This is a genomic window from Pseudomonas sp. TE31087, assembly GCF_057284075.1.
Window position 1 is genome coordinate 5,001,530 of sequence record NZ_JBXVNN010000001.1, and the last position, 26,231, is coordinate 5,027,760.

At 59.5% G+C, this 26,231-nt stretch carries 22 protein-coding genes and 1 other RNA gene; 5 read left to right on the forward strand and 18 right to left on the reverse strand.

Features of this window, described 5'->3' with window-relative positions; translation table 11 throughout:
- The first annotated feature begins 3 nt into the window (after positions 1–3).
- Positions 4–396, forward strand: coding sequence for a hypothetical protein (locus ACZ899_RS22605; protein WP_485627789.1), 393 nt, complete (start codon positions 4–6; stop codon positions 394–396).
- On the opposite strand, the gene dndE is transcribed toward ACZ899_RS22605, so the two are convergent.
- The 17 genes from dndE to ACZ899_RS22690 form a co-directional block, all read right to left on the reverse strand.
- On the reverse strand, positions 385–741 hold the full coding sequence (dndE, locus tag ACZ899_RS22610; protein WP_234562665.1) for a DNA sulfur modification protein DndE: 357 nt from the start codon (positions 739–741) through the stop codon (positions 385–387). The two genes, ACZ899_RS22605 and dndE, sit on opposite strands and share 12 nt — an antisense overlap.
- A complete protein-coding gene (gene dndD / locus ACZ899_RS22615) occupies positions 742–2,724 on the reverse strand; it encodes a DNA sulfur modification protein DndD (RefSeq protein WP_234562666.1) in 1,983 nt (660 codons plus the stop codon). It lies immediately after the preceding gene.
- 1 nt (position 2,725) lies between these two features.
- Positions 2,726–4,213, reverse strand: coding sequence for a DNA phosphorothioation system sulfurtransferase DndC (dndC, locus tag ACZ899_RS22620; protein WP_234562667.1), 1,488 nt, complete (start codon positions 4,211–4,213; stop codon positions 2,726–2,728).
- Positions 4,214–4,240: 27 nt separating this feature from the next.
- Positions 4,241–5,341 carry a DNA sulfur modification protein DndB gene (gene dndB / locus ACZ899_RS22625; protein ID WP_234562668.1) on the reverse strand — a complete coding sequence of 367 codons (1,101 nt, stop codon included), beginning with the start codon at positions 5,339–5,341 and terminating at the stop codon, positions 4,241–4,243.
- A 333-nt stretch (positions 5,342–5,674) separates the two neighbouring features.
- The gene (locus ACZ899_RS22630; RefSeq protein WP_234562669.1) at positions 5,675–5,944 is read right to left on the reverse strand and encodes a hypothetical protein; all 270 of its coding nucleotides are present in this window, start codon (positions 5,942–5,944) and stop codon (positions 5,675–5,677) included.
- A complete protein-coding gene (locus ACZ899_RS22635) occupies positions 5,941–6,921 on the reverse strand; it encodes an integrase domain-containing protein (protein ID WP_234562670.1) in 981 nt (326 codons plus the stop codon). The genes ACZ899_RS22630 and ACZ899_RS22635 overlap by 4 nt, the downstream gene beginning before the upstream one ends.
- Positions 6,899–7,258, reverse strand: a complete 360-nt coding sequence (locus ACZ899_RS22640) for a hypothetical protein (protein WP_234562671.1) — start codon at positions 7,256–7,258, stop codon at positions 6,899–6,901. Before ACZ899_RS22640 ends, ACZ899_RS22635 begins: the two co-directional genes overlap by 23 nt.
- Positions 7,242–8,639 carry a YfjI family protein gene (locus ACZ899_RS22645; RefSeq protein WP_234562672.1) on the reverse strand — a complete coding sequence of 466 codons (1,398 nt, stop codon included), beginning with the start codon at positions 8,637–8,639 and terminating at the stop codon, positions 7,242–7,244. Before ACZ899_RS22645 ends, ACZ899_RS22640 begins: the two co-directional genes overlap by 17 nt.
- Before the next feature lie 991 nt (positions 8,640–9,630).
- On the reverse strand, positions 9,631–10,887 hold the full coding sequence (locus ACZ899_RS22650) for an integrase domain-containing protein (RefSeq protein WP_234562673.1): 1,257 nt from the start codon (positions 10,885–10,887) through the stop codon (positions 9,631–9,633).
- Between the two features lie 187 nt (positions 10,888–11,074).
- Positions 11,075–11,469: a transfer-messenger RNA gene (ssrA, locus tag ACZ899_RS22655) on the reverse strand.
- A 105-nt stretch (positions 11,470–11,574) separates the two neighbouring features.
- Positions 11,575–11,868, reverse strand: coding sequence for a hypothetical protein (locus ACZ899_RS22660; protein ID WP_023631557.1), 294 nt, complete (start codon positions 11,866–11,868; stop codon positions 11,575–11,577).
- A gap of 379 nt (positions 11,869–12,247) precedes the next feature.
- Positions 12,248–13,603 (reverse strand): acetyl-CoA carboxylase biotin carboxylase subunit, encoded by a 1,356-nt coding sequence (accC, locus tag ACZ899_RS22665; RefSeq protein WP_046854114.1) that lies wholly within the window; start codon positions 13,601–13,603, stop codon positions 12,248–12,250.
- 17 nt (positions 13,604–13,620) lie between these two features.
- Positions 13,621–14,088, reverse strand: a complete 468-nt coding sequence (gene accB / locus ACZ899_RS22670) for an acetyl-CoA carboxylase biotin carboxyl carrier protein (RefSeq protein ID WP_203650309.1) — start codon at positions 14,086–14,088, stop codon at positions 13,621–13,623.
- Positions 14,089–14,189: 101 nt separating this feature from the next.
- A complete protein-coding gene (gene aroQ, locus ACZ899_RS22675; RefSeq protein WP_011535870.1) occupies positions 14,190–14,642 on the reverse strand; it encodes a type II 3-dehydroquinate dehydratase in 453 nt (150 codons plus the stop codon).
- A 177-nt stretch (positions 14,643–14,819) separates the two neighbouring features.
- On the reverse strand, positions 14,820–16,577 hold the full coding sequence (locus tag ACZ899_RS22680) for a protein-disulfide reductase DsbD (RefSeq protein ID WP_234562674.1): 1,758 nt from the start codon (positions 16,575–16,577) through the stop codon (positions 14,820–14,822).
- 337 nt (positions 16,578–16,914) lie between these two features.
- Positions 16,915–18,876: a methyl-accepting chemotaxis protein gene (locus ACZ899_RS22685; RefSeq protein ID WP_234562273.1), complete on the reverse strand. Its 1,962-nt coding sequence runs from the start codon at positions 18,874–18,876 to the stop codon at positions 16,915–16,917.
- 311 nt (positions 18,877–19,187) lie between these two features.
- Positions 19,188–20,804 carry a diguanylate cyclase gene (locus tag ACZ899_RS22690; RefSeq protein WP_203650321.1) on the reverse strand — a complete coding sequence of 539 codons (1,617 nt, stop codon included), beginning with the start codon at positions 20,802–20,804 and terminating at the stop codon, positions 19,188–19,190.
- A 249-nt stretch (positions 20,805–21,053) separates the two neighbouring features.
- On the opposite strand from ACZ899_RS22690, the gene ACZ899_RS22695 reads away from it, so the two are divergent.
- Together ACZ899_RS22695 and ACZ899_RS22700 are read left to right on the forward strand one after the other, a co-directional pair.
- The gene (locus ACZ899_RS22695; RefSeq protein ID WP_203650323.1) at positions 21,054–22,121 is read left to right on the forward strand and encodes a DUF2333 family protein; all 1,068 of its coding nucleotides are present in this window, start codon (positions 21,054–21,056) and stop codon (positions 22,119–22,121) included.
- A 1-nt stretch (position 22,122) separates the two neighbouring features.
- Entirely contained in the window at positions 22,123–22,659 is a 537-nt protein-coding gene (locus tag ACZ899_RS22700) for an NUDIX hydrolase (RefSeq protein WP_203650325.1), read from the forward strand.
- A gap of 125 nt (positions 22,660–22,784) precedes the next feature.
- Here the strand turns inward: ACZ899_RS22700 and ACZ899_RS22705 are convergent, their stop codons facing one another.
- The gene (locus ACZ899_RS22705) at positions 22,785–23,396 is read right to left on the reverse strand and encodes a DapH/DapD/GlmU-related protein (protein ID WP_234562274.1); all 612 of its coding nucleotides are present in this window, start codon (positions 23,394–23,396) and stop codon (positions 22,785–22,787) included.
- Between the two features lie 342 nt (positions 23,397–23,738).
- Between ACZ899_RS22705 and ACZ899_RS22710 the strand changes: the two genes are divergently transcribed.
- Complete coding sequence (locus ACZ899_RS22710; protein ID WP_203650329.1) at positions 23,739–24,110, forward strand: translation initiation factor Sui1; 372 nt, start codon at positions 23,739–23,741, stop codon at positions 24,108–24,110.
- 152 nt (positions 24,111–24,262) lie between these two features.
- Positions 24,263–26,176 (forward strand): arginine decarboxylase, encoded by a 1,914-nt coding sequence (speA, locus tag ACZ899_RS22715; RefSeq protein WP_186714976.1) that lies wholly within the window; start codon positions 24,263–24,265, stop codon positions 26,174–26,176.
- The last annotated feature ends 55 nt before the right edge of the window (positions 26,177–26,231 follow it).

The window sequence follows — 26,231 nt, forward strand, 5'->3', positions numbered from 1 at the left end:
CATATGTTTCCTCTTGCAAGGGGAGGGGAGCATGATATTACTAACTTTAGGCTATGCTGTGGCTGGTGTAATATCCACAAGAAGGATAGAACATCCTTATATGATGTTGATGGCTCACCAATTAGATTGAAGCTAGGAGGCATTACAAAGAATACGCCGATACGTACAATTCCAGTTTATTTTTGGACTGTACGTGCTATGGGGCTGCTAAAGCGCTGTGAACATGAAGATTGCAATGCAACCTCTTTGAATTCATCGCTGCGTATTGCTCTGATTGATTCGACAGGAGCGGCAACCCCTAGCAACTTAAAAGTCATCTGCAAAGATCACGATGACTTTAATTTGTCTAGACTTCAGCTGGTTAGTGATGTTAGACATGCCTTATCAGGCCGGTAGAGCCTCAGAAAGCTCGTTGTCCGGTCTGCTGAAGATAAAAGACAGTCCGCGATGGATATGGCTGGTTATTATATCTTTGAGTTGATCGTCATTGATGACTGTCTCTGGCAAAGATGAGCGAACTATATTTATATATAGTTCGCCATAACCGCTAGTCAAAATGCTCCAGTCAATTTCTAAGCCGTCTGAAAAGTTTAGCTTTTCAATAACGAGCTCTGAAGTGGCGGCCAGAGATATGCATAACGCATGTCGGCATATGGAGTTGTAATGATTGATTCCTGTCCTGCGCTTTATTGTAATTAGTTGATTTTTCGCTGCCGCTGTCAGCTTAATTCGATCAATCACTTAAAGAACTCCCAAGCTCATCTGTGCTGGATTGGCTTTCACTATGCTCCTGCGTTCTTCATCGTTGAACAGAAGTGCATACTCGCGACTCAAGTGTGGCTCAAGGGCTTTATATACTGGGCCTTCAACTTCTTCGTCCGTGGACAAAACCATAACTTGATGTGAAATTTGAGCAAAGAAATTGTGAATTAAAGTTTCACGATGCGTGCGGTCCAGGCGGGCCAGTGGGGTGTCCACCACTACAGGGAAACGTCCTTTACGTTCCTTGATTAGCGCACTCAGTACAGCGATAGCAAGAATTTGCCGCTCTCCAGCGGAAAGGCGCTCCATAGGCAAGACATGGCCATTTATATCGACAATGGAAACCTCATAGCTTTGAGGCTCAATAACAACATTGGAAATAAAATTCTTTTTTCTTAAAAGATTTCTAAATTCTGACGTAATCATTTCTGAAAGCCACTTGGCTTTAGATGCTAAGAGCCGGTCACGGAAGATGTCCAAGGTTGATCTAGCTCGATCGCCTGCTTCAAGCGACTTTACCTGGAAAGCATGCTCTTTGAGTTCGTTCCTAGATCTAGCTAAGGCCGAGTTGTAACGAGACTCAAAGTGCGCAAATTTGCTACGAGCATCTTCAATTTCTTTCTCTAATTCTTTTGTTTTTAGTTGCTTTGATGCTACATTCTGAGTGTGCTTCTGCATCTTAACAAAAACATCATTGAGCTGCTCCATGGCCGGAATTTGGTCAATAGAGTGTTGAGAGATTTCTAAGAGTTCTCTATTCTCCTTGAGCTCCTCACGAGCGTCCCTCAGTTTCAGTTTAGCCTCTGAAAGTTGGCGCTCAATCTTAGATGGGTCTCCCCCCTGCAAGAATCCCTTGTTGCCTTTTTCGTTGTGCTTAAGAGTATTCAGATCTTCTTTAAGTATCTGATCAAGCTCATTTCTAAAGTCGATGCCTTTACCATTGAGTGCCTTTAAAATTCGCTCATCGCGCTTAGCGAATTCCTTAGTCAGCAACTCGTAGTGCTTTGAGTCTTGCTCATCTTGCCACTGAGTTTTGTAATTACCCCACAGTGGTCCTAACCACGCGATAGGTAGTAACGGATCTTCCAAGGCAGAAACAAGAGAGTTTTCAGCCTGGCGGTATTTTTCATGACACATTTCAGCGCGTGCTTTCAAGTCGGCAGCCTGTTGATAGGCGTTCAAACCGTTTTTCTGGGCATCAAGCGTAAAAATATCCAACGCTTGCTGGGCATTGTCCAAATCAATCTGAGACTGGGCCATGCGCTGAACTAGAATTTCAATTTTCTGTTGTAGTCCGCTGAGTTGAACCTCATATTCTTCAGCAAGTTTTTGATCTTCATTCGCTGCTTCTGATATCGGCCGTTTCACCGCCCGGCGTTCCACCGCCTTCAAGTCACTTACAAGAGCATCGATTCCCCCTAGGCCGAGGAAGACCTCTGTAGCACGACGCAAAAGAGCAGGTAACCGTTCAGGGTTCGCTAGAGCTTCAATTTTCTCGCCGTCAAATAGAAATAGATTGACTAGCTCGACAGGAAGGATTCCATTTATGAAGTCATCCCAGTTATCGGCAAGTACTAGATCCTCAGCTCCCTCTGCAAACACTCGGAATGTTTCTCGAAAGCCCTTATCTTTTTTGAACCATTCACGACGAATAGTTAGATGTTGTCTAAAATCCCCGACCTGAATAGTCAAATGCATTTCGATGCGAGAGTGCCCATTCGCATCTTTTCTTTGTAGGCCGGCAATTAGCTGCTCATACTCACTGCGGCGCAAAGCATTGACAGCTTTGTAACCATATAGGCCGACTTGCAGGGCCGTCAGAAGTGTAGTCTTACCACTTCCATTTAAAGCCTTAACTAAAATCACGGGGCGTGACGGTTGTACGCTTAAATCAAAAGTTTGATACTCTCGTATCGGGCCGAGATTCTCAATTGAAATTTGTTCGATCGTAAGTTTGGCCATATTAGTTATCACCTGCTTCAATGGCTGTTGCAGGAATTAAATCTGGCTCTTCACCGCTTGATTCATCCTGAGTTTCGTCTATATTGTTTCTGGCGAAGATGAGTGCTTCTTGCTCAGTTCTGAACGCATTTGCTCTAAGTACTTCTTCTAAGCTGTTAAGGTGCTGAGAGCGTTTTTGTGTTTGCATGGATTGGAATTGAACAGCTAGCAAATTTCTAGTTAACTGATAAAGTTGACTGCTAGCATCGGGATCCAGTTCATTCGCAACTTCCTTTAGAAGCTCCAAATCTGCAGAGTCTAAAGGATGCGACTCCACGGCTTTCCCTGGGTAAGGCGTACCGTAAACGTTTTTGTAGATATGTGGTACCAGATCCTCGATCTCGCCCTTCTCTTCAATCCAAATTCTACGGATTGAATCGAGTTCTTCTAGAGTTATCAGTTCAATGCTATTGTGGCCTGGAATGTTAGCATTTTGTATTGTGAGCTGGGTCTTTAGTAGCTCTTCAAGTAGCTTTGCTCTGTAAGTTTGGAGATACGGCCCATGAATTAGTTCAGAGGTTTCGCCTTTGCCCATAAGCTTTACGCGGCCATTCATTCGTTTGAAGTCGCGGAAATCCCAGTCGTTTGTGCTCAGATAGTTGTTTCGGAAGTTTAATATTGGTTGCATCCAGGATTTTTGATCATCGTTCTGGATCATGGCATGCATTGATTTATCTTGGGAAACCATAGTGCAAACGTAGCAACCGAAACGGCTGTCACCGCAGCTCGGTGTAGATTTATCGACCACTACAGGGCATTCAGCATCGGGAGTTGCCCCTTTGTAAATGCTAAAGAGCTCTTGGTTATCAAGGTTCCAAGGGTTGTCGTGCGTTAGAACATACATCCAAACGTCATCGCTAGTCCAAGTCTCAATCGGCAGGTATACCCAAACCCGAGAAAGCTTGGGGTCGCGATTTCGGCTTAGACGCTCTCTTGTACTACCGCTATAATGATCCATGACCTTGTCCCGCGCTTGACTTTCGCCTCGACGCTGGCCCAAAACCAAAATGGCTTCATTATTAGCTTCTGATAATTCTTGAATGAATTGAGTGGACGCACTAATCTTTAAGCGATCAGTGCACCAGCGAAACCTATTTCGCGGAGCTGGATATCCTTTGCCAATCAAGTTAACCCAGAATCTATTTTCGATACTCGGTGTGAGACGATGAGGATGTATTGGCAAATTCTGGATTTCGGCTTCAATCTTCATACGCTGCAGCGATGAATCTACCCAGGCTGCGATGACCGGGTTTTCAACTAATGTATCTGTGCTTATTACATGAATATCTTTCGATCGTTTCTCAACTGGTAAGCCTGCGATTGCAGTCCAAATCAACTGTAGAGACGCGGTAGAATCTTTGCCGCCGCTGTAGCCGACAATCCATGGCAATTCATCAGAGCAGTAGAGCTTCTGAATCTCTTCAACTATTGCCTCGGGAGAAGTGCTCATAATTATTTCCGATTTGTTTCTTTAAGGTTACTGCCGGGCAGCGGTAAAAGCACTTTCTATAGCTTGCTCTTCAGGCGTCAAGGCAAGGCCAATTGAGCGCTTAATTTCGTTGCAAGTTAAAGTGATATTTTGGCTGTTCTTAGCCATTCGACCACCGATCATCGCGCGCCCCTCCCATGTAGCCGCATTGGCGCGAGACCAGTCTATGTCTCTGATCTTTTTTAGAGCTAATCTTAAATCTAAACTTCCAGAGCTGGTTTGATATAATGATTTTCCAACTCGGCCTAATGCTTGTAGGACAATGGCGTGCGAGTGGATAAAGTCTTGTCTGACCTCGCCGGCGGTCATGCGTCCTTCTCGAACGTATATCCATTCAGGAATCTGATCGCCCACTGCTTCCCAGAACTCACTGCACTTTTTTGCTGCAGCCGAGAAATCTTCAAGCTCTTCCTCATTCAACATCTCAAGTATTGCAAAATGAAGGGCGCTCAATGTAAATAATTTTCGCGACCGCTTTGATAGGGAAGATCGTTCGGACTCTATAAGGTTTCTAAACACCGGAGATGTTAGTCCTAGGTGTTTAGTAAGGCTGGCGGCAGCGTTTCGGTGATTGTATAAGATATTCAGTGAAGGAGAAGGCTTGATTGCATGACGATTCAAATCAGCGAACATTTGCTGGCAACGCTCAAGCCCTCGGTCGTGAAAAAACACAACGGCGATTGTTTCATCTCCAAGCTCTGGTCGCTCTTCGATTGCCATTTGAATAGCGGCTCTTCGATGTTGTCCATCATTAACGATGAACTTCGCATCCATATCGACCTGCAATGTTCCCATCCGATAATGATTGGTATCATCTTCACCTACTGCATCGAAGCTGACTTTCCCATCAATCGAGGCTGTAATTGCTGAAAAGGTATAGCTCCCGGAATTTGAGACAATATAGCGCGCAATTTCAGGGATTCGTGAGCGATTTATTGAGCGTTGAGCTCGTAGCTCGGGCATCAGCTCCTCGTTGTCAAACACGAAAAGCTTAGCTAGTAGTCGGAGCGGACACATGGAGACGTAATATTCACGCCCCGCTTGGACGCCGCGAATCGCTGGGAAGGTATAGGAAAATGGACTGGTCATAGGAGCGCAACACTAGCATGTTTGTGTTGAAATAAACAGACAAATGCTAGCCAGAAGGCGTACGCCAGCGGATGGGCGATAGACGGTTCACCCACCGCAGTGCTTGGCTTCTAGCGCTCTCGGCAAATGATTGATGGGGGGCAGAGCGCGGTTAGCTACGGCGCTGTAGCATAGCTAAGAATTTCTGCCGGCAAGCGGGCCTACGCGGCGGGCTAGGCATAGCAGATGCCTGTCCCGTGAGCAGGCAGTGTAGGGAAGCTAGAGGGCTTGGGAATGAAGAACTCTCCTACAAATACGCTGTTCTGGACATCATCAGACTTGGCAGAGTGGCAGTCAGCAGGACACATCACGCCCCATTCGTTTGCTGATCAATAAAACTGTGAGTCGGTAATGATATTTACTCGCATCGGAGTGATATTTAAGGTGTTGCGTAAGGAACCAGCGGAAATGCTTGAGCTTCCATGTCCAGGGATTGGCACGTTGCCAGCGCTGCTGGATAGCGACTTGCATGATTCGGGCTTGGCGCAAATGCCGTTGCTGCGTTGCCCTTGATCCAGTAAGTACGCCACTCAAAAACAGCGCAATGTCGTATGGCTTGGTCATATCCAACCCCCGATATAAGCTGACACTACATCGATTCGGTTATGACCCAGTTCAAGGCTGATCTGTCTGCGCGCTCGTTGATCGAGGCTGCGGCCAGTCCGATCACATTGACCACCATTGACTGGCGCCTTCTGACCAGTGAGTTGCTGATAACGTTCGCAGGCGAAAGCTGCTCGCAGTTCATGGAAACCCTTTATTCCGTGTGCGTGCAGCGTTTCGCGGGCGAGGAGTACGGTCTTTTGTAGGAATGCAGCGTAGCTTTCGTCGGAGGCAAGCAAGTTTCGGCTGCCGGCCGGCGATGCTTCACGCGCCAGCTGTACCGCTGCTTGCACCTGATCATTTGCGATGATCCAGCGCGCCGCTGAAGCTCCTGAGCGGCCCCCTTTAGTGCCGTCCTGGATATTGATGCGACCTAGGTGCTCGGCTTCGCGGTGCAGTCGAGGCAAGTCAGCCAGGATCGCCTCACGGAGGCGCATACCCGTAGTTCGGGCCAATATGACAATCGCTGCCACCCGATTGTGTTGCTTTTCAGCCAGCGCCCGCAAAACTCGCTGCACCTGTTGATGGTCTTGGCCATCCGGTGCACGCGTGCGTAATGTGGAACGCTGCCGCCCCAACGCCTGACTCGGACTGATGATTCTCACGTTCTGATCACCGCGCAGCGCTGCGAGGGTGCGGTTAACGCTGCTCAGGCGGTTTTGCGCGGTGGCGATGCACAGTTCACCTTGCTGGATCTGCTGACCCAGGTATGCGACGTAGTCCTGCAACGTCTGTCGATCAATCTGGCGTGCATCGTTGTAACCGGGGCCTTCCTCCGATCGGCACCATCGTACGAAGGCTTGCCAGCGATCGCTGTGTGCTTTGACGGTGGCGAAGTGGCCGCCGGCAAACAGATCGTCCAATGCCTGCCGACCGGCGTAGCTCAGTTGGCGACCGTAGCCAAAGTTGCGACCGTCACGCCGACCTACCAGCGCCATTGTCTCCACCTTGATCGTTGGTTTGTAGGAGCAGCAGCAGGGCTTTCCAGTGGGGCTCGATGGTGTCCAACTGTCCCCAATTTGCTGGGCGGATGAGAAGGGCGTTTTCGCTGTGTTGCAGCAACGCCCCTTCTTTTTGCAACTGCTCGATGAGCCGAGCGAGGTCGATTGACTCGGATGTTGGAGTGGCGACAGTGGCGACACTGGCGACAACCCCCGCCGTATCTGGATTGGCACGTGGCGACAAAGTGGTGACGGTGGCGGCGACACACCGTAACTCGGTCAGCAAGTTATGTTGCGCCCGATAGCGGCGTACGGCCTCAGTGAGGCGAAACATGGCGCACCTCGAATGTCTTTCCGTCGGTGTTCAGCCACCGATGATCAATCAATACCACCAGCAACGCGGCAGTGTGTGGGGTGCTTTTACGGGCAAAGCGAGGGCCTTTGCGCGTGAGGTCACGGATGTTGAAAGGAGGCCAATTCTTCTGCACCAACCAGCGCAGCAGGCAATCGGCCTCTGCGCGAAGCTTATTTAGTGGTTCCTGTTCAGTCAGTCGTTGGTTCTCGGCCAGGTAGTAATCCATCAGAGTAGAGGCGCGCTGAATGTGCACTTCTTCCAATACAGTCGATTCTTCAACCACCGCCATCACACCAGCCATACGCAAAACGTTCGCGGCAGCTTTGCCCGCAGCCGCTTGTACATTGACCAGTTCGCCGAACTCCCCGGATTCGCATTCAATGGTGTCGTGAATGGCAATCCAGGCCTCACGGGCGCGGGGACTCAACTCTAGGGTGAAAGGGTTGAGTCCACCGTCTTTATGGCGTGACCAAGGCTTCTGCATCAGCGCGGCAATGCGCTGCTGGTACAGGTGCACCTTTGCATCTCGGGTCAGGTCGATGGCTTTGTACAGCCGTTGTCCAACCAGACGCTCCGGCCAACTGATCAGACAGCGTCCCAGGATGCCCTGGTCTTTGATATCAGCGTCCTGCAGCAAGCGGTCTGCCAGGCGGGGTTGAAGCATCAAGTGCATGCTGAGGCGGCGATCATAGGCACGCAGACTTTCTCCAGTCATCGCGCGCGACCGATCAATCGGGCTACCGTCCCATAGCGTCGACAAGTGAGTGACCGCCTTGATCATGTTGTCCTTGCTCATGGTGCTGCCGCCCAAAAACTGCCCGCCCTCATCGCTGAACAGCCCCATGCTGGGCAAGCCGTGGCACAGGCTTTTGACCAGGCCCTCAATGGTCGGCTCAGCAGTTAGCAGTCTCGGTTGGACGGGTTCAGGTTGGGCGTCCAGCGCTAGCTGTGCTGACTTTTTCGAGGTCGGTGACTTCGCGGTGAGGCTCATTGCAGCTCGGTGCGCTTTGAGCTGTTCGCCATAGGCGATCCACTGCTGTCTTTCCCAGTCGCGTACGGTCTGAAGTGCAATATGGTCCACCGCGCTTTTGCGATCACCCGAGCAAGCCACCGTCAGCAAGTACAGCGACAACGGATAAATTCGGCCGTCGAGGTGAACATTGGCGTGCGCCTGGCTCGCCAACGCTGCCGTGGCTAGAACAGATTGCGCGGCCATGGCGCAGGGCACGCCGATCACATCGGCCATGCGCTCCACGGCAGGACCCAATAAATCGCCCAGCGCCTCGACCGGGTAGGGTAGGGGCCTAATCTGCTGTTCCAACAAGGGGCGTGGTGGCCCTTGTACTTCGCGCAGTTGCATAGCCGTCCTCCATTAATTACCGATCTCTCCCTCACGTCATCCCGCCAAGAATGCTGAGTGTTATCAGGGATCAAGGCCCCTGCGACCTGTGAGGATGTCCACTGACGCGGGACTGGCGGCTCCTTACGACCGGGAGCAAGGGCATCTCATGATCTGGCCTCCTGAACACCGTTACCGGTGGGCGGGTGGAGGCAGCACTGGCTGACGAGACCAGTACCTGAAGATCCTGAGCCATGTGCAAGCAGCAATGCGATGACCGGGGCATGCCTGACTGTCAGTCAGGTGCAGTCCATTCCTTGGTCTGCGGCACCATCATCTACAGCGCTGTTGCTGGTGACATCGGCGTTTGTCACGCCGATTGTCACGAGGGGGATTGCCGCAAAGCCTTGTGCGATCAGGGCTGCAGCAGTGTCAGGAGCGCCCGTCTCTTTTCTGGAAAAAGAGACGGGCGCAAGTTGGCGCAAGAATCGGCCAAGCGATTAGATTGCTGCAGGACAGCGCAGTACGGTGTAGCTGGCGCACGAGGGCCATGAGGTTAAAGAGCACCCATCACCGGGAAGGTGACCGGGCGAGCTGCCGGATGCTAATCGCCCTTGGGAGAACCACCGCATGAAGCGGCGTGACCTTGAAGGTTCGGGCCACCTGGGTGCTGCCAACGGCAGCGCTTCGAGGCTTCTTTCTAGCGCCGGTGGTATGGCTGGGTCAATCAAGTTAGGCACCGCTCATTGCGCCAAAATTCGATAGCGGAAAGTGGTAGCCGTGAGTGGTGGTGAGTGGACGACGGGCCGTTTGTCGCCTTGTTGATGCGAGCCCCTGAGCATGGGAATGCGGAGCCTTCCCATGCTCAGGGGCTTTGCCTGAAAAGCGCAGAGCAAACGGAGAATTGGCGACGGTCGCTATACCAGTCGCCATTCTGTACCCCACGTGTTTCAACGTGTAGCGCCGTTGTCGCCGCTGTCGCCAAAACAGTCAGCTTGCGCTTGTAGCCGGGTCAGCGGATCGGCACTACGTTCTTGTCTCTGACTTGGCCATATGCTGAGGCGAGCAGGTTGCCGGTCGCGGCTTTCAGGATGTACTCACTCCACCAAGCCATCATCGGACGCCGGCGCTCGATGTAGTCGGCTCGGTTGTAAGCACTGCGCACCTCATCCTTGTCTACGTGAGCTAGTGCGACTTCGATGAGCTCCGGATCCCACCCATGCTCATTCAAAATGGTGCTGGCCATCGAGCGCAGGCCGTGGCTGACCAAGCGATCCTGGAACCCCATGCGTTTCAACGCCATGTTGGCAGTCTGGCTGTTGGCGTGGGTACGCGGATTTCTGTCTGACGGGAAGACGTATTCGCGATGGCCGCTGTGAGTTTTTAGTGATTGCAGCAGCGCGACTGCTTGATCACTCAACGGGATGCTGTGTGGGCGGCGCTTTTTCATTCGCTCCGGAGGGATGGTCCAGACACGCCTTTCAAAATCAATATCTGCCCAGCGAGTAGTCGCCGCCTCGGCGGGGCGAGTCATCGTGTGCAACTGCCATTCGATCAGGCATCGGGTGGTGCGTTTGATACTGGCGTTCGCGATTTCCAGCATGAGCTCGGGGAGCTCATCTGGTGGAAGAGCAGCCATGTTTTCTTTCTTCGGCTTCCTAAATACAGCACGAATTCCATTGAGCGGATTCGCGTGTATCAGGCCGGCGTTCACCCCATAGGTCATGATCTCGTTGAGTCGTTGGCTCAACCGCTTCACAGTCTCCAGGCTTCCTTTCGCCTCGATTGGGCGGAGGATTTTGATGACCATCGGGGCGCTGATTTCGGAAAGCGGCGTTGTCTTCAAATCGGGGAGCACGTGCAGCGTGAGCGATCGCCAAATGTCCTCAGCGTAGGCGGGGGTTACCGAGTCTTTCTTCAGCTCGAACCAGGCGGTGGCCACCTTCTCGAAGGTGTGCTCGGTCTCAGCAAGCTTGGCTTGCCTTACCTCATCACGTTGGACCTTGGGATCAATACCCAGGGCAAGCAGCTCGCGCGCCTCGACAGCTTTTTTCCGAGCATTGGCTAGTGAGAGGTCGGGGTAAGGACCGAGTGCCATATTGATACGGCTTCTGGTCAATGGCTCGCGGTAATTGAAGTTCCACATCATCGAGCCGCTGGCTCTGACGCGAAGCTGTAGGCCGTCACCATCGCTGAGGACGAAATCTTTACCAGTTGCCTTGACCGCCTTCAGCTGGCGGTCGGAGAGACGGGTTGCTTGAGTAGGCATGAGAGCTACCTCCGGCACCGTTTTGGTATCCTAAAAATAGCACCGGGTAGCCCGGGATACCACCTGGGATACCAAACCGTCTGGAACTCAAAAAACCACTATGGCCCTCAAAAGCGTTGTAAGTCATTGATTTTGGTGAGTTACAGGCACAAAAAAAGACGTCCGTGGACGTCTTTGTTTGATCATTTGGTGGAGCCGGGGGGATTTGAACCCCCGTCCGCCAGTACTCCGCTGTCGGTACTACATGCTTAGCCGTGTCTACTGATTTAATCCGCAGCCGCCCGACGGGCAGGGTGCTTTGGATGAGTTGGGTAAGTTTTAGTCGCTTCGCCCCCAACGTGCTGCACGACGATCCTGTTCTGTATGACAATCATTTCGGGTTTACAGGCATCCCCTGATGATTGCTGGAGCCGAAGCTACCAGAGACTCAGGCTCTTAAGCTGCGAAAGCAGCTTTGAACTCCTGGCCGTAGTTATCGTCATTGGCAACTATAGAAAGTTGCAACAGTGGATTTACGAGTTCTGTTACCAACTCGGCATGCACCTAGAGTTTCGCTACCGGCGTCGAATCCTAATCGGCCCCACACTCAGCTCTAGCTGAACGCGCTTTTCAGCACGCAAGGCCGAGTATACGCGCTTACGCGGGCGGCGTCGACTGATGGTTCCACCGCCCGCATTCGCGCAGGGCTCAGGTCCCGCTGCCGCCGGCCGAGCCACTGCCTTTCTCGGTCTTCTCCAGGCGCTCGAGCACCTTGCTGGTGATGGCGATGCATTCCTTGGTATCGCCTTTTGCCTGGGCGGCCTTGGCCTGGTCCACATGCTCGGTGATGGCCTTGTCCAGGCCTTCGGAGGTGGCGCCGGCGGTGGCCATGCTGTCGTCGATCTTCTGCAGGTTCATGGCGCACAGGTCGTCGGCGGCGAACACAGGCGAGGCCAGCAGGGTGGCGGCCGCGAACAGGGCGGATAGCGCAGTGCCTTTCATGGGAGTCTCCTTGTGAGGCCTCGGGAGGTGGGCCTGATCGGTGGACTGTGCGGGTTTGCGCGGGGTTCCATTGGGTTGCTGGGGCGACCGTATGGCCTGAACCATGCGCAATACCTGTAAGAGATCACCCAGCCCTTGCGGGTTGCGCTGTCGCGCAGGGAACAAAGTTGCCAGCATCACCAGCGTGGGAGCGGGCTTGCCCCGCGAAGCGGTGTATGGCACCGGCTTCGCCGGTGATCGCGGGGCAAGCCCGCTCCCACGCTGCCTTAGTCAAATCAAGGAATTATGTTTTGTTCCATGAAAGCGATCGAACAGGCCTTTTGAAGGGCAATAAAAAACCCCGGCACGGGGCCGGGGCTTTTTCATCACGCTAACGCGATCACTCCTGGTTGGCCAGTTTGTGCTCGAGGTAGTGGATGTTGACGCCGCCTTTGCAGAAACCTTCATCACGCACCAGGTCGCGGTGCAGTGGGATGTTGGTCTTGATGCCGTCGACGACGATCTCGTCCAGGGCATTGCGCATGCGCGCCATGGCTTCGTCGCGGTCCTTGCCGTAGGTGATCAGCTTGCCGATCAACGAATCGTAGTTCGGCGGAACCGAGTAGCCGCTGTACAGGTGCGAATCGACGCGCACGCCGTTGCCGCCCGGGGCGTGGAAGTGCTTCACCTTGCCTGGGCTCGGGATGAACTTCTTCGGGTCTTCGGCGTTGATCCGGCACTCCAGCGAGTGACCGCGGATCACCACGTCTTCCTGGCGGAACGACAGCTTGTTGCCAGCGGCGATGCTCAGCATCTCCTTGACGATGTCGATGCCGGTGACCATTTCCGAAACCGGGTGCTCGACCTGGACGCGGGTGTTCATCTCGATGAAGTAGAAGCGGCCGTTCTCGTACAGGAACTCGAAGGTACCGGCACCGCGGTAGCCGATCTCGATGCACGCGTCGACGCAACGCTTGAAGACTTCCTGACGGGCCTTCTCGTCGATGCCCGGGGCCGGGGCTTCTTCCAGGACCTTCTGGTGACGGCGCTGCAGCGAGCAGTCACGGTCGCCCAGGTGCACGGCGTTGCCCTGGCCGTCGGACAGTACCTGGACTTCCACGTGACGTGGGTTGGTCAGGAACTTCTCCAGGTAGACCATCGGGTTGCCGAACGCGGCACCGGCTTCGGTACGGGTCAGCTTGGCCGATTCGATCAGGTCTTCTTCCTTGTGCACCACACGCATGCCGCGACCACCGCCGCCGCCGGCGGCCTTGATGATCACCGGGTAACCGACCTCGCGGGCGATCGCCAGCGCGGTTTCCGGGTCTTCCGGCAGCGGGCCGTCGGAGCCCGGCACGGTCGGTACGCCCGACTTGATCATCGCGTCCTTGGCCGACACCTTGTCGCCCATCAGGCGAATGGTGTCGGCTTTCGGGCCGATGAAGATGTAGCCGGAATTTTCCACCTGCTCGGCAAAATCGGCGTTTTCCGCGAGGAAGCCGTAGCCTGGGTGGATGGCGGTGGCACCTGTCACTTCGGCGGCGGCGATGATCGCCGGGATGTGCAGGTAGGAGTCCTTGGACGATGCAGGGCCGATGCAGACCGACTCGTCTGCCAGGCCCAGGTGCATCAGTTCACGGTCGGCGGTGGAGTGCACGGCGACGGTCTTGATGCCCAGCTCTTTGCAGGCACGCAGGATCCGCAGGGCAATTTCCCCACGGTTGGCGATCAGGACTTTTTCAAGTTTCCCAGACATCGTTGGTTCTCCGCGAATCAAACGATGGTGAACAGCGGCTGGTCGTACTCAACCGGCTGGCCGTCTTCCACGAGGATGGCGTCGATCACACCGCCGATGTCGGATTCGATGTGGTTCATCATCTTCATGGCTTCGACGATGCACAGGGTGTCGCCTTTCTTCACGGCCTGGCCGACTTCGGCGTAGTTTGGCGAAGTTGGCGAAGGCTTGCGGTAGAAGGTACCGACCATTGGCGAGCGAACCACGGTGCCTTTCAGGGCCGGAGCAGCGGCAGCGGCTTCAGCGGCTGGAGCGGCGGCGGCAACAGGTGCAGCAGCGGCAACCGGAGCGGCCATCGGGGCCGGGGCGGCGAAGTACTGGGCGCCGGCCGGGGTCTTGCTGTGACGGCTGATGCGAACGGACTCTTCGCCTTCCTTGATCTCCAGTTCGTCGATGCCAGACTCTTCCAGCAGTTCGATCAGCTTCTTGACTTTACGGATATCCATTAATCATCAACTCCCAAGGTTCGGTCGGGGACGTATTTTTAAAACGTGTCGAAAACGTTTCTTCATGAGCCTCGGCCCGAAGGGACCAAGGCCTTGTGTCATCAGGGCTGTGCGTTGGCAGCCAGGTGTTCCAGCGCGGACTCCAGGGCCAGCCGGTAACCGGTGGCACCGAGACCGCAGATCACCCCTACGGCAACATCGGAAAAGTAGGAGTGGTGGCGGAACGGTTCACGCTTGTGCACGTTCGAGAGGTGCACTTCGATGAATGGGATGCTCACCGCGAGCAATGCGTCACGTAATGCGACGCTGGTGTGGGTGAAAGCGGCCGGATTGATCAGGATGAAGTCCACGCCTTCGTTACGCGCGGCATGGATGCGGTCGATCAATTCGTATTCGGCATTGCTCTGCAGGTATTGCAGATGGTGGCCGGCGGCGCGGGCGCGCTGCTCCAGGTCCTGATTGATCTGGGCCAGGGTGGCGGCGCCATAGTGGCCCGGTTCGCGGGTCCCGAGCAGGTTCAGGTTGGGGCCGTGCAGCACCAGTAGGGTTGCCATCTGCGATTCCTTGGTTTTGTAGGGCAATTCGACATAGCGCGGCGACTATGCCGCAAGCGGCGCTGAGTGTCCAGTTCCCGGCAATAGCCAGCACGATGTCCGAGATTCGCGCAAAGTATGTGACCAGATGATTAAGTCTGGTCACCGCTGCGGGGTTTTTTCACTGGACGCGGGAAGTTATAGCCCGAGTTGGCCGCGCACGCGCGTCAATACCTGGGCGAAATCGCCGGCGTTTATCTCGCCGATGACCCGATCGGTGGTCATTTCGCTGCCGTTCGCGGCAAAGAACATCAGCGCGGGAGGGCCGAACAGCCGGTAGCGGTCGAGCAGGGCGCGTTGTTCGGCGTTGCTCTCGGTGATATCGAAGCGCAGCAGGCGGAAGGCGCCCAGTTGCGGCTGGACTTGCGGCGCATTGAGCACTTCGTGCTCGATCACCTTGCAGCTGATGCACCAGTCGGCGTACCAGTCGAGCAGCACCGGCTGGCCGGCGGCCTTGGCCTCGGCCAGGGCGGCGTCGAGGGCGGCGGGGGTGGTAAGGGTCTGCCAGGCGTCGGCCTTGGTCGGCGCGACGCCGCTGGCCGCGACTGGTGGCGGCAGCGGGCGCAGCGGGTCGCCCTGGCCGCTCAGGGCGCCATACCAGCAGGCCAGGGCGTACACCAGCAGCGCCAGGCCCAGCAGTTGTGCCAGGCGCTGGCGTGGGGTCTTGACCACGAACTCCAGGGCGCCGAGGAACAGCGCCACGCCGGCGGCCAGCAGGCCGACCAGCAGCAGGGTGGCCGGCCCCGGCAGCACGCGGCTGAGCAGGCCGATGGCCAGGCCCAGCAGCAGCACGCCGATGGCGTTCTTCACCGTGTTCATCCATGGCCCGCTCTTTGGCAGCCAGGCCGCGCCGCCGGTGGCCACCAGCAACAGCGGCGCGCCCATGCCCAGGCCCAGGGCGAACAGTTTCAGCGCGCCGCCCAGGGCGTCACCGCTGGCGCTGATGTACAGCAAGGCGCCGGCCAGCGGCGCCGACACGCAGGGCGAGACCAGCAGGCTGGAGAGCACGCCGAGCACCGCCGCGCCGAGCAGCGAGCCACCTTTGGTGCGGTGGGCGAGGTTGTCCAGGCGGCTGCTCAGGGCCTGTGGGAGCTTGATGTCGAACAGGCCGAACATGGCCAGGGCGAACAGCACGAAGAACGCGGCAAACGGCACCAGCACCCAGGCCGATTGCAGGCGCGCCTGCAGGTTCAGGCCGGCGCCGAACAGGCCCATCAGCGCGCCGAGCACGGCGAAGCTGGCCGCCATCGGCAGCACGTAGGCCAGTGACAGCGACAGCCCGCGCAGGCCGCCGATCTGGCCGCGCAGGACCACGCCGGAAAGGATCGGCAGCATCGGCAGCACGCACGGGGTGAAGGTCAGGCCGACCCCGGCGAGGAAGAACAGCAGCAGCGATTTCCAGGTCCAGCCCTGCTCGGCGGTTGCCGGCAGCGGGGCGCCTTGGCCGTCGATGCTCAGCCGCGCGGTTTCCGGCGGATAGCACAGGCCCTTGTCGGCGCAGCCCTGGTAGCCCACCAGCAGGGTGAAGGTGCGTGGGTCGTTGCGTGGCAGCTCGATGTCGAGCACGCCGTGATAGACCTCGACATCGCCGAAGAACTCGTCGTGCTTGGCCTCGCCCTTGGGGATGTTCGGCGCGCCCAGGCGGATATCCGCGGGCTCGGTACGGAACTGGAAGCGGTGGCGGTAGAGGTAGTAGCCGTCGGTGGCGACGAAGCGCAGCTTGACGGTCTGGGCATCGGCCTGGACCAGGCTGAGCTTGAAGGCTTCGTGCACCGGCAGGAAGTCGGCGCTGTTGGAGGCGGCGCCGAGGGTGGCGCTGGGGCGGTTGTCGAGCAGGCCCGTGGCGAAGACGGGGCTGGCCAGCAGCAGGAACAGCAGGAAAAACAGGCGGCGCATGGCGGACTCGCGAGGTGGAACGTGGCGGCATGATAGCGGAGTTGGTCGAGATTGGGGCCGCTTTGCGGCCCATCGCGGCACAAGGCCGCTCCTACAGAGATGCGCGAACCCTGTAGGAGATCACCCAGCCCTCCGGGCTACGCTGTCGCGCAGGGAACAGAGTTCCAGCGTGGGAGCGGGCTTGCCCCGCGATCACCGGCGTAGCCGGTGCCAAACGCCGCATCGCGGGGCAAGCCCGCTCCCACGCTGCCCCAGTCAGATCAGAGAATTATGTTTTGTTCCATGAGAGCGGCCTTGTGCCGCGATGGGCTGCGAAGCAGCCCCATCAAGCAGATGGCTAGAGCCGGAACGCCCGCACCGCCGTATTCAACTCTCCCCCCAGCTTGAGCAACTGCTCGCCCTGCTCACGCCCTTCGCCAATCCTTTGCAAGTTGTCCTCACCCAGCTCATGAATCCGCTCGCTGTGATCGCGGATCTCGCTCACCGCGCCGGTCTGCTGCGCGGTCACATCGGCGATCCGCACCGCCGTGTCGGCAATGGTGCGGATGGCGCTGACGATCGCGTCCAGCGCGCCATCGGCCGACTGCGCCTGGTTGGCGGTGGCCTCGGCGTGCTCCAGCTGAGTGCGCATGCCGTCCACCGAACTGCGGGCGGCCTGCTGCAGGCGGTCGATCAGTGCCTGGATCTCACCGGTGGCGCCGGTGGTGCGCTGGGCCAGCGAGCGCACTTCATCCGCGACCACGGCGAAGCCACGGCCCATCTCGCCGGCCCGGGCCGCTTCGATGGCGGCGTTGAGGGCCAGCAGGTTGGTCTGCTCGGCAATCGCCCGGATCACCGTGAGCACGCCGCCGATGGTCGCCGACTCTTCCGCCAGTTGCTCGATCATCCGCGCGTTGCCCTGCACCTCGTCGACCAGCGAACGCAGGCCGGACAGGCTCTGGCCGATCACCGTCTGGCCCTGCTCCACGGCCCGACCGGCATCGCGGCTGGCCTCGGCGGCGGCGCTGGCATCGCCGGCCACCTGCTGGATGGTCGCCTCCAGCTCACCCAGGGCGTCGCGGATCTGCGCCGTGTCGCCGGCCTGGCGCTCGGCGCCGTCGTGCAGGGCGCTGCTCATGCCAGCCAGGGCATGGCTGCTGCCGGCCACCTGTTCGGCGTTGTGGCGGATGGTGCCGACCAGCTCCACCAGGTACTGGCGCAGGCGGTTCAGCGATTCCTGGATGTCGTGCAGCTCGCGGTTGGTGCGGCCCAGGGCGATGGCCTGGGCGAAGTCGCCCTCGGCCCAGCGCGACAGTGCTGGCGCCAGGCTGGTCAGGGTGCGTGCCAGGCGGCGCTGCAGGGTGTCGATCAGCAGGGCGATCAGCAGGATCAGGCCGATCATCAGGCCCTGGATCAGGCGCACCTCGCCGGCGATGGTGGCGTGCAGGCCGCGCACCTCGGGCTCGAGGCCAGCGATGGCCTGCTGCACCGCCTCCAGGCGCTCGCCGGTGCTGGCGGCCAGGGCGGCGCGGCGCTCGATCTGCTCGCGGGTGCGTTGCAGTTCGCCGGGGTAGCGGCCGAGCAGGCTGTGCAGCTCGCGCTTGAGGCCCACGGCCACATCCTCCTGCTGGCTGCTGGCCTGGGACTCCAGGCCCATCATCGCGGCGAAGTCGTCGGCGTTGGATTCGGCGGCGCGGGTCACCCCCAGCAGCGGCATGCTGTCGATGGCCTGTGCCTGGGCGGCGATCTGTTGCAGTTCGCGTTCTACCTCGGCGGCCAGTTCGGCGCGGCCGCTGCTGACCAGCTTGTCGCGGGCCAGGGACAACCGGCCCAGGTGCAGCGAGGCCTCCAGCAGCGGCGTCAGGTAGCGGCCGGCGTCGCTGCTGGCGCTGTCGCGGGCGTAGCCGGCCAGTTGCTCGAGGTTCGCCCCCAGCTCCCGCTCGGCCTGCAGCAGCAGGGCCTGGGGATCGCCGGCCAGCTTGCCGGCGGCGAGCAGTTCGTTGGCGGTGAAGCCCTGCAGGCTGTCGAGGCTCGGGCGCAGCTTGGCCGACAGCTCCTGCGGCCATTCGGCCAGGGCGGCCTGCAACTGTTTGTTGGCCTCCATCGCCGCGGCATGGCGCAGGGCGTCGCCGCTGCCCAGGTAGGCCTGGATATTGCGGGCGGCGTCATTCTGGAACTGCTGGGACAGGCCCAGGTAGCGCTCCATCAGTTGGTAGGGACGTTCCAGGGCGCGTTGCGACCACCACAGGGTCGCGCCCAGGGCGATACACACGGTCACCAGCAACAGGGTGTTGAAATTGGTCAGCCACTTCAGGCGCATAGCCGCGAACTTCCTGCGGAGGGGGAGTGGAGAGGTCGGGGCCTGAAGTTATTGCGATTTTGTGACGGGGTGATGACGACGGAGGGTTGGCGCCATAAAAAAGTGGCACAGTGCCGGTATTGTTTGCCGGTTGCTCTCTGTAGGAGCGGCCTTGTGCCGCGAAAGGGCTGCGCAGCAGCCCCGGCAATTTCGAGGGTGGCTCAGAACCTGGGGCCGCTGCGCAACCCTCTCGCGGCGCAAAGGCCGCTCCTACAGAATCGAGTTAAATCAATTGGTTACGAGTTTTCCATGAGAGCGGCCCATGTCAGCGGCTACGGCTCGACCCTGACCACGCAGTTGCGCCCGGCATGCTTGGCCCGGTACAGCGCCTCGTCCGCCGCACTGGCCATGGTCAGCGCATCGAGGCTGTCGTCCAGCTGCACCACCCCGGCGCTGAAGGTGCACTGCAGGTCATGCGGCTGCGCTGGGTAATGGATCTCGGCGAAGCGCCGGCGGATCTCGTCGAGCACCTTGTGCGCCGCCTCCAGCGCGGTGTTGGGCATGACGATGGCGAACTCCTCGCCGCCGTAGCGGCCGATGAAGTCGGTCTTGCGCAGGCGCTGCTTGAGGAACAGCGCCAGGCTCTTGATCACCCGGTCACCCATGGGGTGCCCGTGGCGGTCGTTGATCTTCTTGAAGTGGTCGATGTCGAGCATGGCGAAGCTCAGCGGCTGCGCTTCGCGGCGGGCGCGGAAGCTGCAGTCCTCGAGCAGTTGCAGGATATGGGTGTGGTTGTACAGCCCGGTGAGGCTGTCGCGCACCATCCGCGCCTTGAGGTGGCGGGCGCGGGCGGCGCGGTTGCGCACGGTGGTCACCAGGTGCCGCGAGCGGATCGGCTTGGTGAGGAAGTCGTCGCCGCCTTCGCTCATGGCGTCGAGCTGCTTGTCCAGGTCGTCCTCGGCCGACAGGTAGATGATCGGCACGCTGACGTAGCGGTCGTTGTGGCGGATCACCTTGGCCAGCTCCGGGCCGGTGCACTCGGGCATGTACATATCGAGGATGATCAAGTCGGGCTGGAAGTCGGCCAGCTCGCTCATGGTGCGGATCGGCTCGGTCAGGGTGCGGGTGATGATCCCGGCGCTGTTGAGCAGGCGCTCGGTGTGCAGGGCTTGGGCGCGGGAGTCGTCGATCACCAGCACGCGGAACGGGTCGTACTGGGTGGCGCTGGTCAGCAGCTCGAGCTTCTCCAGCAGGCTGGACGCGTCCAGGGTGCCAGTGAGGAACTCCTGGCCGCCGGCGCGCACGGCGGCCAGGCGGGTCGGGGTGTCGGTCTCGTGCAGGCAGAAGAACAGCAGCGGCACCGGCTGCTCCAGCCCCTGCTGGGCCTGGGCCGCCAGTTGCAGGCCGATGCCGCTGCCGGTGAAGTCCACGTCCATGACAATGGCCGACGGCAGGCGCTCGCTCATCGACGCCTGGAACGCCTCGGCGCTGCACAGCGCCTGCACGGTCAGGCCAAAGAACTCCAGTTGCTGGGCCAGGCGCTCGGCGCGGTCGTGGTCCTGCAGGACGATGTACACCGGTTTGCGCAGCGGCGGCAGTGGCACGTTGTCGAGCTGGTCGCCCTTGCGCAGGCCGGTGCGCGACAGGCGCTGCATCAGGCGGTTGAGTTCGCTGATCAGCTCGGAATTGAGCCGCGCGCTGTTGGCCTCGATGGCGCGCAGGGTCTGGCCGATGGCCGTCGACAGGCTGCCGTGCTCGGGTTGCTCGAAACGTTCGGCGTAGCGCTGCAGGCGCAGGTTGGCCTCGCACAGTTCGCCCAGGTCGCCGCTGGACCACTCGCCACGCTGCAGGCGCTGCCAGATCTCGAGGATCTGCCGGGCCTGGTGGATCACCCGCTGGGCAAAGTGCTGCTTGAGGCGTTCGTGGCTCGGCTCGGCTGGCTGGGTCATGTCCTGACTACTTATGAGTGGGAGGGCGCAGGTTCAATGATGGCTCTATGCTAGCACTGCTTTTCCGACAAGCGAGTGCCTGGGGTCAACAAAGTGTTCAGGGACCGTCATTCAGTTGCCGACCCGATGGTCGCTTATACGAATGGCGGCGTCTGCTTTATAGTGCTGGCATGCGGGCTTGTCGTGGCACCCTGGCCGAGGCCTGTGGTCCAAGCCCTGAACCGTTCGTGACTGATTAAGGACAATGCCATGCTGGATTGGAAAAACCGCGAGGCCAAGGCCGAGCCCCGTGAGCGGGTCGAAACCCGCGGCGCCGCCACCCGTAGCTACCTCGGTGGCCTCTGGAGCCGTGCCCTGGGCACCTTGATCGGCCTCTACCTGCTGGTGTGCATCGGCCTGGGCTGGTACTGGAGCCAGGAGCCCGAGCTGTTCCCGGTGCAGCAGAGTGCCCAGGCCGCCGCCGAGCGCAACGGCCAGCAGATGGTCATCGGCTACACCACCGTCGAGACCCTCAAGACCGTCGCCGGCACCTTGCTCGACAAACCGGGCGGCTACATCTCCAACGACCGCTTCCCGCCAGGGCTGTGGATGGACAACATGCCGAGCTGGGAATACGGCGTGCTGGTCCAGGTACGTGACCTGTCCCGCGCCCTGCGCAAGGACTTCGCCCGCTCTCAGTCGCAATCGACCGAGGACGCCGACCTGGCCAAGGCCGAGCCGCGTTTCAACTTCGATAACAAGAGCTGGATCCTGCCGTCCAGCGAGTCGGAGTTCGAAGAGGGCATCAAGTCGCTGAACCGTTACCAGACTCGTCTGGCCAAGGGTGACCAGGGCGCGATCTTCTACACCCGCGCCGACAACCTGAACAACTGGCTGGGCGACGTGGCCACCCGCCTGGGCTCGCTGTCGCAACGCCTGTCGGCCAGCGTCGGCCGGGTCAAGCTGAACAACACCCTGAAGACCGAGACCGTGGCCCCCGGCCAGGCGCCGCAGGTCGACGAGGAAGTGGTCGAGACCCCATGGCTGCAGATCGACAACGTGTTCTACGAAGCCCGCGGCCAGGCTTGGGCGCTGTCGCACCTGCTGCGCGCCATCGAGGTCGACTTCGCCGACGTGCTGGCGAAGAAGAACGCCACGGTCAGCGTGCGGCAGATCATCCGCGAGCTGGAAGCCTCGCAGGAAGCGCTGTGGAGCCCGATGGTGCTCAACGGTAGCGGCTTCGGCATGTGGGCCAACCACTCGCTGGTGATGGCCAACTACATCTCCCGGGCCAACGCCGCGGTCATCGACCTGCGCCAACTGCTGTCCCAGGGCTGATATGCCGACCAATCCTGCCGAGGTCGCGCACCGCGCGGCCTCCGACGCCGAGCTGGTGGCCTGGGTCGATGAGCATGACCAACTGCTCGGTGCCCTGCCACGGGCCGAGCTGCGCGAGCGCGGCCTGATCGGGCGCTGCACGTTCATTTTGCTGTTCAACGGCGCGGGTGAGCTGTGCGTGCACCGGCGCACCCTGAGCAAGGCGCTGTATCCCGGTTACTGGGATGTGGCGGCCGGCGGCATGGTCGGGGTGCAGGAGTCCTACGCCGAATCGGCGGCGCGGGAGCTTGCCGAGGAGCTAGGGGTGAGCGGCGTCGAGTTGGGTTTTCACGAGACCTTCTACTTCGAGCAGCCGGGCAACCGCTTGTGGTGCGCGGTGTATTCGGCGGTGTGGGACGGGCCGCTGCGCTTGCAGCCCGAGGAGGTCATCGAGGCGCGGTTCATCAGCGTCGAGCAGGCCCAGGCCGAAAGCGCAAAGCTGCCGTACTGCCCCGACTCGTTGGTGGCGTTGCAGCGATACCAGGCTGGCCTGATCTGACCGATCGCGGGGCAAGCCCGCTCCCACGTAATAGCACTTATTTCGTGGGAGCGGGCTTGCCCCGCGATAGAGGTCGCAAATTTTTCGTGAAATGGCGCAAGCCCGGAGCGCTACAAGGCCCGTGTTCAGTTGTAGGCGTACTGGTCGATCAGCCCGAGGCGCGGCACCTGTGTACCCGGTTGCAGGAGTGCGCCAGGCGCGATAACGGCGTTTGCCCCGATCTTGCAGCCGTCGCCGACCAGTGCGCCGAATTTGCTGACCGCTGTCTCCATGACCCCCTCGCCGTGGCGAATCCGGATGGGGGCGCCGTCCAGCTCGTTGCGATAGTTGGCGATGATGGCGCCGGCTTCGACATTGACCGTTGAGCCGATCAACGAGTCGCCGACGAAGTTGAAGTGCGCCAGCTTGCTGCCGTCGAGCATGAAGCTGCTTTTCAGCTCGCAGCTCGGGCCGACGACGCACTGGCTGCCCAGGTAGACCCCGCCCCGCAGGTAGGCCCCGGCGGCCACGAAGCAACCCGCGCCAATGATGATCGGGCCTTTCAGGACTGCGCCCGGTTCGACGGTCGCGGTCTCGTGGACCGCGCAATCGCCCTGGCGCCGGTAGCCTGGCGGCAGCCTGCCCAGCAATGCCAGGACTTGGTTGTGGCTGTCCTGGGTCACCTGCCAGGCCATGGGCGGAGCCAGGCGCAGTTCGTGCCAGCGGGCAATGAATGCGCTGACGGCGGGAATACTCATTGGACGGTCTCCTGCATGAGGGCTGGCGAAGTCCGTACTATGGCGGCTGCTCCTGTCATTGCCATAAACGAATCGTTACCGGGTGTTGGAGCAAGGCGCCCTCGCTGCAGGCTCCAGGTTCGAGCTCGCGGGCAAGGTTGTAGCGCCGCAATGAGCCAGGTCGCAAAACATTCGTAAAATGGCGCAATCCTGTACTTAGCAACAGGCAGAATTATCGTTACACTGCGCGCCCTTTTCGGGCTGTCGCAGGACCTTGCGGCAGTAGCGCCGCCCCTGCCAGAGTGGGGCTTCGCGGTCGACACCCGTCGACCAGTTTTTTGTCCTCGGCACAGAGGAACAAAAGTGGCCAAGAAAGCTTCTTCCTTCGCCGCCCTTGGCGGTCTCGTATATTCCACCGACGCCGGTCGGCACTGTCCCGACTGTGGCCAGACGGTGGACGCCTGCATCTGCAAGCAGCAGGTCATCCCCGAAGGCGATGGCATTGCCCGTGTGCGTCGTGAAAGCAAAGGTCGCGGCGGCAAGACCGTGACCACCATCACCGGCGTGCCGCTGCCCCTCGAACAGCTCAAGGAGCTCGCCAGCACGCTCAAGCGTCGTTGCGGCACCGGCGGCGCGCTCAAGGATGGGGTCATCGAGATTCAGGGCGACCATGTCGAACTGTTGCTCGGCGAGCTGATCAAACAGGGCTTCAAGGCGAAAAAATCCGGCGGCTGAGGCCGTCGCGCGACTTTTCGCCCAGCGCTTTCTAAACTCGATGCCGTGGCCAGGGTCTATCCGGGGGCACGGACGATTCGTCATTTTCAGCTTCTACACTGCGCCCGACACCTGATGGGGCAGTGTCTTGGACTTATCTATAGGGGACTTGAATGTCCGTACGACGCACACGCAAAGACGATGGTAGCCAATGGACCGTGGCCGACAGCCGCAGTGTTTATGGCATCCGCCATTGGGGCGCTGGTTATTTCGCCATCAATGAGGCCGGGCGCGTCGAAGTGCGCCCCAACGGCCCGGACAGCGCGCCGATCGACCTGTTCGAGCAGGTTCAGGAGCTGCGCCAGAGCGGTCTGTCGCTGCCGCTGCTGGTCCGTTTCCCCGATATCCTGCAGGACCGCGTGCGTCAGCTGACCGGCGCCTTCGACGCCAACATCGCGCGCCTGGAATACCAGAGCCAGTACACCGCGCTGTACCCGATCAAGGTCAACCAGCAGGAAGCGGTGGTCGAGAACATCATCGCCACCCAGAACGTCTCCATCGGCCTGGAAGCCGGCTCCAAGCCCGAGCTGCTGGCGGTGCTGGCGCTGGCGCCGAAGGGCGGCACCATCGTCTGCAACGGCTACAAGGACCGCGAGTTCATCCGCCTGGCGCTGATGGGCCAGAAGCTCGGCCACAACGTGTTCATCGTCATCGAGAAGGAATCCGAGGTCGCCCTGGTGATCGAGGAAGCCGCGGAGTTGAAGGTCAAGCCACAGGTCGGCCTGCGTGTGCGCCTGTCGTCGCTGGCCTCGAGCAAGTGGGCCGACACCGGCGGCGAGAAGTCCAAGTTTGGCCTGTCCGCCGCCCAGCTGATCTCGGTGGTGCAGCGTTTCCGTGACGCAGGGCTCGACCAGGGCATCCGCCTGCTGCACTTCCACATGGGTTCGCAGATCGCCAACCTGGCCGACTACCAGCACGGTTTCAAGGAAGCCATCCGCTACTACGGCGAGCTGCGCGCCCTGGGCCTGCCGGTCGATCACATCGACGTCGGCGGCGGCCTGGGCGTGGACTACGACGGTACCCACTCGCGCAACGCCAGCTCGATCAACTACGACATGGATGACTACGCCGGCGTGGTCGTCGGGATGCTCAAGGAGTTCTGCGACGCGCAGGGCCTGCCGCACCCGCACATCTTCTCCGAGAGTGGCCGCTCGCTGACCGCGCACCACGCCATGCTGGTGATCCAGGTGACCGACGTCGAGAGCCACAACGACGAGATGCCGACCATCGAGAACAAGGCGTCGCTGCCCGAGACCGTGCAGTGGCTGGCCGACCTGCTCGGCCCCACCGACATCGAGATGGTCACCGAGACCTACTGGCGCGCCACCCACTACATGGGCGACGTGGCCGCGCAGTACGCCGACGGCAAGCTGACCCTGGCCGAAAAGGCCTTGGCCGAGCAGTGCTACTTCGCCGTGTGCCGCCGCCTGCACAACTCGCTCAAGGCCCGCCAGCGCTCGCACCGCCAGGTGCTGGATGAGCTGAACGACAAGCTGGCCGACAAGTACATCTGCAACTTCTCGGTGTTCCAGAGCCTGCCCGACACCTGGGCCATCGGCCAGGTGCTGCCGATCATCCCGCTGCACCGCCTGGACGAGGAGCCGCTGCGCCGCGCCGTGCTGCAGGATTTGACCTGTGACTCCGACGGCAAGATCAACCAGTACGTCGACGAGCAGAGCATCGAGACCAGCATGCCGGTGCACGCGGTCAAGGAAGGCGAGGACTACTTGCTGGGCGTGTTCCTGGTGGGCGCGTACCAGGAGATCCTCGGCGACATGCACAACCTGTTCGGTGACACCGACTCGGTGAACATCTACCAGAACGCCGACGGCAGCGTGTACCACGCCGGTATCGAGACCCACGACACCATCGAGGACATGCTGCGCTACGTGCACCTGTCGCCGGAGGAGTTGATGACTCACTACCGCGACAAGGTGGCCAGCGCCCGGATTACCGCCCGCGAGCGCACGCAGTTCCTTGATGCGTTGCGGTTGGGGTTGACCCGGTCGTCGTACCTGTCTTCGTAATCGCCGCGGCCGCTTTGCGGCCCTTTCCGACCGGTCCGACGCCTCGGCAAGGCCG